Source organism: Actinophytocola sp. (assembly GCF_009379765.1).
Lineage (GTDB): Bacteria > Actinomycetota > Actinomycetes > Mycobacteriales > Pseudonocardiaceae > Actinophytocola.
Window position 1 is genome coordinate 25,741 of the sequence record NZ_WHTD01000079.1, and the last position, 10,758, is coordinate 36,498.

The 10,758-nt window shown below is 71.5% G+C and carries 12 protein-coding genes; 3 read left to right on the forward strand and 9 right to left on the reverse strand.

Annotation, left to right across the window (positions count from 1 at the left end; translation table 11 throughout):
• Positions 1–49: 49 nt before the first annotated feature.
• Both GEV28_RS23275 and GEV28_RS23280 read right to left on the reverse strand, forming a co-directional pair.
• The gene (locus GEV28_RS23275) at positions 50–1,294 is read right to left on the reverse strand and encodes a sigma-70 family RNA polymerase sigma factor (protein WP_291414242.1); all 1,245 of its coding nucleotides are present in this window, start codon (positions 1,292–1,294) and stop codon (positions 50–52) included.
• Positions 1,291–1,665, reverse strand: a complete 375-nt coding sequence (locus GEV28_RS23280; RefSeq protein WP_291414243.1) for a YciI family protein — start codon at positions 1,663–1,665, stop codon at positions 1,291–1,293. The genes GEV28_RS23275 and GEV28_RS23280 overlap by 4 nt, the downstream gene beginning before the upstream one ends.
• Before the next feature lie 127 nt (positions 1,666–1,792).
• Here GEV28_RS23280 and GEV28_RS23285 point away from each other — a divergent pair, with 127 nt between their 5' ends.
• Positions 1,793–1,999, forward strand: coding sequence for a hypothetical protein (locus GEV28_RS23285; RefSeq protein ID WP_291414244.1), 207 nt, complete (start codon positions 1,793–1,795; stop codon positions 1,997–1,999).
• A 249-nt stretch (positions 2,000–2,248) separates the two neighbouring features.
• Here the strand turns inward: GEV28_RS23285 and argS are convergent, their stop codons facing one another.
• The 6 genes from argS to GEV28_RS23315 all read right to left on the reverse strand — a co-directional run bounded on the left by argS (position 2,249) and on the right by GEV28_RS23315 (position 8,804).
• Positions 2,249–4,018 (reverse strand): arginine--tRNA ligase, encoded by a 1,770-nt coding sequence (argS, locus tag GEV28_RS23290; RefSeq protein ID WP_291414245.1) that lies wholly within the window; start codon positions 4,016–4,018, stop codon positions 2,249–2,251.
• Between the two features lie 139 nt (positions 4,019–4,157).
• A complete protein-coding gene (locus GEV28_RS23295; RefSeq protein WP_291414246.1) occupies positions 4,158–5,327 on the reverse strand; it encodes a thiolase family protein in 1,170 nt (389 codons plus the stop codon).
• 91 nt (positions 5,328–5,418) lie between these two features.
• Complete coding sequence (locus tag GEV28_RS23300) at positions 5,419–6,054, reverse strand: response regulator transcription factor (protein ID WP_291414247.1); 636 nt, start codon at positions 6,052–6,054, stop codon at positions 5,419–5,421.
• 15 nt (positions 6,055–6,069) lie between these two features.
• Entirely contained in the window at positions 6,070–6,657 is a 588-nt protein-coding gene (locus GEV28_RS23305) for a class F sortase (protein WP_291414248.1), read from the reverse strand.
• The gene (locus tag GEV28_RS23310; protein WP_291414249.1) at positions 6,654–7,196 is read right to left on the reverse strand and encodes a hypothetical protein; all 543 of its coding nucleotides are present in this window, start codon (positions 7,194–7,196) and stop codon (positions 6,654–6,656) included. The genes GEV28_RS23305 and GEV28_RS23310 overlap by 4 nt, the downstream gene beginning before the upstream one ends.
• Before the next feature lie 84 nt (positions 7,197–7,280).
• Positions 7,281–8,804 carry a sigma-70 family RNA polymerase sigma factor gene (locus GEV28_RS23315; protein ID WP_291414250.1) on the reverse strand — a complete coding sequence of 508 codons (1,524 nt, stop codon included), beginning with the start codon at positions 8,802–8,804 and terminating at the stop codon, positions 7,281–7,283.
• A gap of 101 nt (positions 8,805–8,905) precedes the next feature.
• On the opposite strand from GEV28_RS23315, the gene GEV28_RS23320 reads away from it, so the two are divergent.
• Both GEV28_RS23320 and GEV28_RS23325 read left to right on the forward strand, forming a co-directional pair.
• Positions 8,906–9,379: a hemerythrin domain-containing protein gene (locus tag GEV28_RS23320; RefSeq protein ID WP_291414251.1), complete on the forward strand. Its 474-nt coding sequence runs from the start codon at positions 8,906–8,908 to the stop codon at positions 9,377–9,379.
• An 8-nt stretch (positions 9,380–9,387) separates the two neighbouring features.
• Positions 9,388–9,792, forward strand: a complete 405-nt coding sequence (locus tag GEV28_RS23325) for a nuclear transport factor 2 family protein (protein WP_291414252.1) — start codon at positions 9,388–9,390, stop codon at positions 9,790–9,792.
• Here GEV28_RS23325 and GEV28_RS23330 read toward each other — a convergent pair.
• Positions 9,777–10,562, reverse strand: coding sequence for an IclR family transcriptional regulator (locus GEV28_RS23330; protein WP_291414253.1), 786 nt, complete (start codon positions 10,560–10,562; stop codon positions 9,777–9,779). The genes GEV28_RS23325 and GEV28_RS23330 overlap by 16 nt on opposite strands.
• Positions 10,563–10,758 lie beyond the last annotated feature (196 nt).

Genomic DNA, 10,758 nt, shown 5'->3' on the forward strand with positions numbered 1-10,758 from the left:
TTTTTGGCGGCCTCACAGGTACCGACGCAAGACCCCCGCGACTTGGACATCAGCCGTCCAGCGAATCCCGGCGGCGGACCAACTCGTCCCGCTCGACCGGGTTGCCGCTCAGCGCGATCGCCCGCCCGTACGCGGCGACCGCACCGTCGCGGTCACCGGCACGGCAGAGCAGGTCCGCGTGGGTCGCGTGCAGCGGCTGGTAGGTCCTGAGGGCGTCGTCCTCCAGAAGCGGTCGCAGGAGCCGCAGCCCTTCCTCGGTGCCCTCCGCGAAACCGACGGCGGCAGCCCGGTTGACCATCACGACCGGAGACGGGTTGAGGACTGCCAGCGCGTGGTACAAGCCCGCGATCGCCGGCCAGTCGACCGCGGCAGCGTCGGCCGCGCACATGTGGCAGAGCGTGATCGCCGCCTGGACCTGGTACTCGCCGATCCGTTCCAGGCGGGACGCCCGATTCAGGGCGCGCAGCCCTTCGGAGATCCGGCCGCCGTCCCACCGACGCCGGTCCTGCGCGTCGAGCGCGACGAAGCGTCCGTCGGCGTCGACTCGCGCCCCGCTGCGCGCGTCGTGCAGCAGCATCAACGCCAGCAGGCCCCAGACCTCTGCCTCGCCCGGCAGCAGCTCGGCCAGCATTCGGCCGAGGCGAAGCGCTTCCTGACACAGCTCGGCTCGGATCAGACGGTCGCCCTCGCTCGCCCCGTACCCCTCGTTGAAGATCAGGTAGACGACACGCAGGACGCCGCGCAGCCGGTCGGGCAGCTCGGTCCGGTCGGGAATCCGGTACGGGATCCGCGCCTCGGCGATCTTGCGTTTGGCGCGGACGATCCGCTTGCCCATCGTCGCTTCGGAGACGAGGAACGCCCTGGCGATCTCCCCGGTCGTCAAACCGCCGACGGCACGCAGGGTCAGCGCTACCCGCGCCGGCATGGCCAGCGCCGGATGGCAGCACGTGAAGATCAACCGCAACCTGTCGTCGTCCACCGCGGGCGCAGCTGCCGCTCTCGGGTGCTCCTGCGCGTTCAGGCGGGCCAGCTCGGCCAGCTGCGCGGTACGGCCGGCCTGGGAACGGTCGCGGCGCAACCGGTCGATCGCCCGACGGCGCGCCGCCACGGAGATCCACGCGGCCGGGTTCGCGGGCACGCCGTCGCGTCGCCACGCGGTCACCGCGTCGGCGAACGCGTCCTGTGCCGCATCTTCGGCCAGCACAGGGTTACCGAGCTGGCGAACCAGCATGGCCACCACAGCCGCGCCCTCCTCACGGAACGTCCGGGAGATCGCCTCGGCCGGGTCGATCATGCCAACGGATCCAAAGGGGGCACGTCGTCGGGCGTCATCACCGGCCGCACCTCCACCGAACCGTACCGGGCCATCGGCAAACGGGCCGCCAACCGCAGCGCCTCGTCGAGGTCGGCACACTCAACCAGGTAATACCCGGCGAGAATCTCCTTGGTCACCGCGAACGGCCCGTCCGTGAGCTCCATCTCGCCGTGCCGTACCCGCACGGTCGTCGCACTGTCCACCGAGCTCAGCGCGGCATTGGAAACCAGGGCCGCCGCCTCGCGCATGTTGTGGGTGACCTCGTCCCACTCGGGCATCTCGGCCCAGCGGCGATCCCGCTCCGCCTCGTCCCCGTCCGCCGCGTACAGCAACAGCATGTACCTAGACATCCCACTCCCTCTGCCGACCCGGACATCCCACACGGTGGGCGGCCCCACGCCGAGAGTCGACAACCTACTAGCTCGGCACGTGCCCGCTTAGCCAGTTGGCGTTTCCGCAGGTCAAAGACAGTATATCGTGGCCGTCGCCGTCCGCGGCCCGCGCTATTGCTGGCTGCCCGCCGGCAACGCACCCGCAGAGATCGCTCTCAAACAGAAGGACCGGGACCAGGCCGACGTCGCCCGCGCTTACGCCCTGCAAGAGCGCATCGCCGCCGAAACCCAGGCGCATCAACAGCGAGTGGCCGCTGCCACCGAGGCGGATGCGGGCCGCAATGCCACGTAGCCTAAGTTGATCATGCTGCTCTGGGGTTCATGGTGTGGAGTCTGATCGTGGCTGGCTGGTGGTGGCGGGTGCTGGCCGGCTCGTCGGGTTTCTTGACGCGGTAACTGTTGTGGCGGGCGCGTTTGACCGCGCGGGGGCAGGTGCGTTCGCGGCGGTCGGGGATCATGCCTGAGCGGCACCGATAGTGCCTATGCGGTCCGAGAACGTGGCGGACCCGCTGTTCCCGAAGGATTGAGCAGGTTGGTTCGTCTACATCCGTTCTGGTGCGGCGATGCCGAGGAGCCCGAGCCCGGTGCGGAGGGTGTGTGCGGTGAGGCGGCAGAGCGCGAGGCGGTTGCCGCGTTCGGCTGGGTCGGCGGCGAGGACGGGGCAGGCTTCGTAGAAGTCTGTGAATGCTTTGGCCAGATCGAACAGGTAGCCGCACAGCCGGTGGGGTTCCAGCGTGGCGGCGACGTCGGTCAGGGTTGTGGCGAAGGCGTCCAGCACCAGCGCCAGTGCTCGCTCGGCTGGGTGCAGCGGCAGTGTTGGGTTGAGGTCGGGTGTGGTGTCACCCGCCTTGCGGAGGATGGAGCAGATCCGGGTGTGGGCGTACTGGAGGTAGACGCCGGTGTTGCCGGTGAAGGAGACCATGTGCTCGACGTCGAAGGCGTAGTCCTTGGTGCGGGATGCGGACAGGTCGGCGTACTTGACCGCGCCGATCCCTGCCTGTTCGGCGATCCGGTCCACCGTGTCCCGGTCAAGGTCCGGGTTCTTGTCGGTGACGATCGCTGCGGCGCGGTCGACGGCGGCGTCGAGCAGGTCCATGAGCTTGACCGTGCCGCCTTCGCGGGTCTTGAACGGCCGTCCGTCCGGGCCGAGCACGGTTCCGAACGCGACGTGCGTGACGTCGATGTCGTCGGTCAGCCAGCCGGCGCGGCGGGCGGCCTCGAAGATGAGCCGGAAGTGCAGGGCTTGGCGGGCGTCGACCACGTAGAGGATGCGATCGGCCTTGAGGTCGCGGGTGCGGTAGCGGATCGTGGCCAGGTCGGTGGTGTCGTAGCCGTACCCCCCGTCGGTCTTACGGACCATGAGGGTCACCGGGTCGCCATCTGGGCCGGTGACCTCGGCTGAGAAGAACACCAGGGCGCCGTCGCTTTCCACCACCACACCACTTGCGGTGAGCTCGTCGACCACCCCGGCTAGTTGGGGGTTGTAGAACGACTCGCCAGCCGAGTCCTCCGGCGTGAGTAGCACGCCGAGCCGGTCGTAGATTTCCCGGAAGGCCAGTTCGGACTCGGCGACGATCCCGCGCCACCGCGCCACGGTGGCCGCGTCGCCGGCCTGGAGGGCGACCACGCGGGCGCGGGCGCGGTCGGCGAAGGCGGAGTCGGCGTCGAAGACGGCGCGGGCGGCCCGGTACAGCCCGTCCAGAGCGGACACGGTGGAGGTGCCGGCGGCGAGGTCGTCGTGGTGCCAGTGCGCCTCGGGGTGCTCGTCGAGGTACTGGATGAGCATGCCGAACTGGGTGCCCCAGTCGCCGAGGTGATTCTGCCGGATCACCTCGGCGCCGAGGAAGCCGAGCACTCGAGCCAGGCAGTCACCGATGATCGTGGTGCGTAGGTGCCCGACGTGCATCTCCTTGGCGATGTTCGGGGCCGAGTAGTCGATCACCGTGCGCCGCCCGGACTGGGTGAGCCCGACACCGAGGCGAGCGTGCGCCAGGCGCCCGGCGACCTGTCGCCAGATCGCGGTGTCGGCGAGGGTCAGGTTGAGGAACCCGGGACCGGAGGCCACGGCTTCGGTGATGGGGGTGCCGGTCGCGTTGTGCAGCGCGGCGGCGATGCGGGCGGCCAGGTCAGCGGGCTTGGTCCGGGCGCGTTTGGCCAGCGCGAGCGCCGCGTTTGACTGGAAGTCCGCGTGCTCGGACGGCCGCACGACCGGATCAGCGTCAGCCTGCGCGGGCAGTTCCCGTCCGATCGCATCCGACACGGCGGCTGCGACTTGCCCGATCAGCCCAGGCACCTCGTCAGTGTTGCTCAACCTTGCTTCCTCCTTCTCCGGTCGCCAGTGTCCCAGGTTCGGCGACGGGTCCTGATGTGGGAGGGAGTAGTGCAGCCAGCAGCCGACAGCTCGAGGGTTGTGTGACCTGCCTGTCGGTCCGCCTCCGCTGACCCGCCCGTCAGCTGACGTTCTCCAGCACCACCGCCAACCCCTGGCCCACGCCGATGCAGATGGCGGCCACGCCCCAGCGGTGGCGGCTCTCGCGCAGGACCTTCGCCAACGTGCCCAGGATGCGGCCGCCCGACGCGCCAAGCGGGTGGCCGATCGCGATCGCGCCGCCGCGGGTGTTGACGATTTCCGGGTCGACCTTCCAGGTGTCCAGGCACGCCAGCGACTGCACCGCGAACGCCTCGTTCAGCTCGACCGCGGCGACGTCCGACCAACCGATGCCGGCCCGCGCCAGCGCCTTGTTCGCCGCCTCGACCGGCGCGTAGCCGAACCGCTGCGGCGCCAGGGCACTCGCGCCGCGGCCGGCGATCCGCGCGAGCGGCGGGCGGCCGAGCGGGGCGGCCGCCGAGCCCAGCAGCACCGCCGACGCGCCGTCGTTCAGCGGCGACGCGTTGCCGGCGGTGATCGTTCCGTCGGGGCGGAACGACGTCTTGAGCTTCGCGAGCTTCGCCACATCGGTGTCCGCCCGGATGCCCTCGTCGCGGGTGAGGTCCGCCACCGGCACGGTGAGATCGTCGTAGAACCCTGCCTCCCACGCCGCGTGCGCTAGCCGGTGTGACCGCACCGCGAACTCGTCCTGCCGCTCCCGCGAGATGCCGAACTCCTCCTGGAGCTGCTCGTTCGACTCGCCGAGCGAGACCGTCCACTCCTTCGGCATCGCCGGGTTCACCAGCCGCCACCCCAGCGTGGTCGACACGGCGGTGACGTCGCGCGCCGGGAACGCGCGGTCCGGCTTGGGCAGCACCCACGGCGCGCGCGTCATCGACTCGACGCCGCCGGTGACCACGATGTCGGCGTCGCCGCACTCGATGGCTCGGGAGGCGGACATCGCGGCGTCCAGGCTCGACCCGCACAGCCGGTTGACGGTGCTGCCGGGCACCGTCACCGGGTAGCCGGCGAGCAGCACCGCCATGCGGCCGACGTTGCGGTTGTCCTCACCGGCGCCGTTGGCGTTGCCGAGCACGACCTCGTCGACGGCCGCGGGGTCGAGCCCGGGGGAGCGGTCGGCGATCGCGCGCAGCACGGTGGCGGCGAGGTCGTCCGGGCGGACCTTCGCCAGCGCGCCGTCGAACCGGCCGAACGGAGTACGGACCGCGTCGTAGACGAATGCGTCACTCATTGCCCCAGTCTCCCGGACGACTCGCGAAGTGGGGCTGTGACCTCGGTCCTCCGCCGGGCGCCGCCCCGGATGAGGTGGCGCCCGGCGGAGCTCAGATCAGGCCCTCACGCAGGGCGTAGGCCACCGCGTGGGCGCGGTTCTTGAGCTGGAACCGGTTCGTCACGTCGTGGAGGATGCTCTTGACCGTGCGCTGGGAGTAGCACAGCTTGTCCGCGATCTCCTTCGTGGACATGCCGGACGCAACGAGCCGCAGCACCTCGCCCTCGCGGTTCGTGATGCCGGCCAGCTGCAGGCCGCGCGGCGCGAGCACGTGGCGCTGCAGCCGGGAGACCCGGTTGAGCAGCCGGCCCAGCAGGTCCGGCGGCAGCGCGCCCTCGCCGGCCGCGGCGGCGGTCACCAGACGCACCAGCACATCCGGCGTGCTCTCCGCGCGTCTGGCGACCGCGCACACGCCCGCCTCGACCGCGGTCAGCACCTCCGCGTCCTCCAGTTCCCCGGCCACGAGCACGATGCGGGTGAAACCCCGCCCCTGTAACGCCTTCAGCAGCGACGCGGTCCGCTCGTCGAACCGGTCCGCCGCGACCAGCGCGACAGTCCGGGACGGGTCCGCGTCCTCGTCGACGAGCCAGAGCTCCGCGCGCGTGCGCAGCGCCATCTGCACGCCGTTCTGCAGGATCGGATCGGTCGCGCGGGCGAGGACCTGGGTGCGGGTGGTGGTTGCCAACATTGCTGTCTCCCCAATTCAGACGAGTCGGTCGGCGTAGACGATGACGTTGTCGAGATAGCTGCGGGCCACGCGGTCGAACGCGCCGCCGCAGGTGATCAGGCGGAGCACCGGGTCCGATGTGGAGCTCCAGATCCTGGTGGTGGGCAGCGCGGACTTGGCCGCCTGCTCCGTGCCGGTGACGGCGAAGGTCTTGCTGCTGTCGCGGTAGTGCACGGTGATCCGGTCGCCCGGCTCGAGCTCCTGCAGCCGGTAGAACACGTCCGGTCCGTCGGCCTTCGAGTCCACATGGGCCACCAGCACGGCCGGCCCGGGCTCACCTGGGCGCGGGCCCTGCTGGTACCAGGCGGCGAGCCCGAACTTCGGCGTCTGCATCGCGCCGTCGGCCTTCAGCCCGACGGAGACGAGCTTCGCGTCGACGCCGATCGCCGGGATCGTCACCCGGACCGGCGCGCCGGGGTCGTTCGACGGGGTCGAGACCGGGGCGTCCGATGTGGACTCCGACGGGGCGGCGGCGAGCTCGTCGACCTGCGCGCCGAGGATCACGGCGGCGCCGACCGCGAGTGCCGCGGCTGCGGTGAGCACCGCCGTGCGGGCGACGTTCACGACCCGCTCCGGTCCGTGCGCGAGATCCAGTAGTAGCCGCCGGCGCCGGCCAGCGCGAGCAGGACCAGGGCCGGCACCGCGACCAGCAGCCAGTTCACCGGGTCCTCGGGGCCGGCTCCGGTCTCGATGCGGTTGGGCGTCGGCACGCCCTCCGGCGCGGGCTCGGGCCGGCCGACCGGTTTGGCCTGCGGCGTCGGTGTCGCGCTCGGCTCGTCGGCCGGCGGCTGCTTCGCGGGCGGGGTCTCGGCCGGGGGATCCTCGGTGGGCGGGTCCTCGGCGGGCGGCTCGTCCACCGGAGGCTCGCACTGCGCGGGCTCGGTGTCGCACGGGTCGGCGGGCGGCTCGCAGGAGTCCGGGCACGGGTCCGCCACGACGTCGGTGGCCGGCGGGTCGATCGGCAGCCTGGGCCGGGTGGGCGGAAGGGCGATCTCGGTGGCCTCGCCGATCGGCGGCGGCGGGGCGGCCGCGGCCTGCGGCGCGCCGAGCACCAGGGCGCCGAACAGGATCGTGCCGGCGACCGTGAACGTGCGGTGGTTCATCGTGTTCCTCCTGGGTGACTGGTGTGTCGCCCGGTAGGAGTCACGACCTCCGGAAGGCCTTACAACTTTTCCGCGGAACTTCTTTCAGCCAACTTGGCACGACGCCACGGAGATCCCGTCAGGGGGCGTCACGGTTTGGTTCCCGGCGGCATCGCTGGCCGCGATGCTCCAGGAGACCTTCCCCGGTGACTGGAACGGACCCAATGTTCCGAACCACTGGTCGCCGTCTTGCGACATGGGCTGGCTGCCTGTCTCGCCCTCCCCAGGCCCGCTCCAACTCAGCACGACCGAGGTGACGCCGACGTTGTCGGTCACCGCCGCCACGACCTGGCTGGTCGTCATGTCGCAGAAGCTGAAGCCTTGCCAGATCGCGGTCGGCGAGGCTGAGGTGCGGCCGAACTTCGGGGCCGTCGTGTCGCCCGGCGGGTCCGGGGGGTCGGGCGGGTTCGGTGGGTCGACCGGGTCCTCGGTGGTGGGGTCGTCGTTGGTGGGGTAGTCCGTCGTCGGGTCGTCGGGCACCGGGGTCGTGGTCGTGGTGGTCGGCGGGGGCTTGCTCGACGACGAGCCGGGGGAGCCGCTGCTCGACCCGGTCGGCGACGTCGTCAGGCCGATCGGCAGGTCCAGGCCCAGCGGCTCGCCGGGCACCGGCGTGTTCCGCAGGTACACCACCGCGCCGCCGGTGACCAGCAGCGCGAGCACCGCGGCCGCCGCGGCGATGACCCGCAGCCGGCGGCGCGCCGCGAGAGCGGGCGGGTCGGGATCCGAGTCGTCGGAGCCGGCGTCGAGCGGTGCCACGGCTGGTGTGCCACCGGCGGTGGGTGGCTCGTAGGCGGCGAGCTGGACCTCGTCCATGACCTGGTCGCGCAACCACACCGGGGCGGGCAGCAGCGGCACGGCGGCGAGCAGCGCGAACGGGCTGACCATGATCCGCCGCCGGTCCGAGCAGACCTCGCAGGAGTCGACGTGCCGGGCCACCCGCTTGCGCATCAGTGGCGAGTACCGACCGTCCCAGTCGGACAGCAGCGCGTCCAGCCCGGTGCAGTCCTTGCGGCCCTGCCGCGCGATCAGCAACGCGCCCAGCGACCGCTCGACCTGGTCGCGCAGCCGGGAGAGGAGCACGTAGGCGTGGTTGGCGCTCACGCCCATCGCCTCGCCCAGCTCCGCACCGTCGAGCCCTTGCCGCACGTGCAGGTCGAGTAACGCTCTGTCCCGTTCGGACAGCCCGGCGGCGGCACTCCACACGAGTTCGCGCAGTGCCACCTGCTCGGCCGCCCGGTCCGGTCCCGGATCGGTGTCCGCCATGTCTCCCACCTCGTCGAGCACGACCCGTTGCCGCGCCCGGACCTTGCGCAGCGCCACGCTTCGCGCGACGGCGTACAGCCAGGGCCGGAGCCGGTCGGGGTCGTTCAGCTGGGCAAGCCGCTGCGCGACGAGAACGAAGGTGTCCTGCACGGCGTCCGCGGCTTCGTCGCGGTCGCGGAGCACGGACCAGCAGAAGTCGTGCAGCCGATCGGCGTAGCGGTCGTACACAGCCGCGAACGCCTCCCGGTCACCCGCCAGCACACCGGCGACGAGCTCGGCGTCGGTGGGCTCGGTGAGCTCGCTCACCAGCGGGTCCTGCGCACGGTTCGGGAACCTCCGGTCCGGTATCTGACGGCGGCTTGCTCCCGGTAGGAGCACTCGAGGGGGGAGAACCTTACGATTACTTGGTGGGGACAGCGGCCGAACCGTACGACCGGGTGACCGCGTTCGGCAACCAGTTGGTGCAAACCCATGTTCGACTGCGTGAGCGGCTCGACCGGTTCCGTGCCGGCGAGGACGTGCCCGCCCGTGACCTGCGGGCCCACTGCCTTACGTTCTGCTCGGTGCTCACCCGCCACCACGAGGCCGAGGACAGCGCCGCCTTTCCGGTTCTGGCCAGGGAGTTTCCCGAGCTCGGGCCGGTTCTCGATGAGCTGTCGCGGGACCACGAGCTGGTCGCCGGCGCGATGCGGAGGCTCACCGCCCTCCTCGACGGCGACACCGACCGCGACGACATCCGGCAGGAGGTCGACACGCTGGCGGCGCTGCTGGAGACCCACCTGGTCTACGAGGAGAAGAAGATCGTCGCCGCGCTCAACGCGCTGCGCCCGGACACCGCGGACGCGGCGGCGCTGCGCTGCGCCACGACCTTCCCCGAATAATGGGTCGCATGGCGACCGACCGAGCGGCCTTCGCCGCGTGGATCGAGGCGTACGAACGGTCCTGGCGCACCGCGGGCACCGACCACCTCCGCGCGTTGTTCACCGAGGACGCCCGCTACCGGCACTCGCCCTACGACGAGCCGATCGTCGGGCTGCCCGCGATCGAGGCCGACTGGGACCAGGAGCGGGACGGCCCGGCCGAGGTGTTCACGATGGCCGCGGAGATCGTCGCGGTCGAGGGTGACACCGGCGTGGCCAAGCTGGTCGTGACCTACGGCGACCCGGTGACGCAGGAGTACCGGGACCTCTGGCTCGTCCGCTTCGCCGGGGACGGCCGCTGCGCGTCGTTCGAGGAGTGGCCGTTCTGGCCCGACGAGCCCTGGGCCGCGTCCGCCGCTCAGTCCGGCCGGTAGCCCAGCTGCGCGGACAGCTCGTCGGCGGCCTCCTTCGCGCGCGGCGCGATGGCCTCCAGCTCCGCGACGCCCGCCCGCAGCGCCGGCACGCTCACCGACAGCGCCGCGACCACGACCCCGGTGTGGTCGCGCACCGGCACCGCGACGCCGACCACGCCGGGCACCCGCTCCTCCAGGGAGAGCGCGTAGCCCTTCGCGCGGATCTCCGCGAGCTCAGCCCGCAGCGCGTCGACGTCGATCTTGGACAGGGTGACCGCCGAGCGGAGGTCGTCGCGGAGCACCCGCTCCTGCAGCACCTCGTCGGCGAAGGCCAGCAGCACCTTGCCGGGCGCGCCCTGGTGCGGCGCCAGCGGGGCGCCGATGTCGGTGTAGGTGCGGCGCAGCGCGTGCACGCTCTCCACCTGCGCGAGTGTCCGCCGCGCCGGGGTGGCGTCGAGGATGTGCAGCGCGACGGTCTCGCCGGTGACGTCGCGGAGCGCGGTCATCGCCGGCTCTGCCTGCAGCTCCATCGACAGCCGCTGCCGCGCGGTCTCGGCGAGCCCGATCAGCCGCGGTCCGAGGCTGTAGTCGGTGCTGCGCGGCAGTTGGGTGACCAGGCCGTGGTTGGCGAGGCTCGCGAGGATCCGGTGCACGGTGCTGCGGGACAGCGAGGTGAGCGTCGCGATCTCCGACACCCCGGCGACCGGCCGGGCGCGGGAGAACACCGACATGATCGCGACCGCGCGGTCGATCGCCTGCACCGACTGCCGGGCGGGCGCGTCTTCGGTCATCTCACTCCCAAGCTCCACATCGGCGACTCTAGTGTCGTGAGTCCGAGGAACGTTGGCGTTTGCCGGGGCCCAGATCGCCCCTGGCCGCGTTGTCGGGAAACCCGAATACGACCCGGTATGAGGGATTCCCTCCGCCTCGCCAGGAACGATCTGGATCCCCGGCAAACATCAAACAACCTCGAACTCACGACACTAG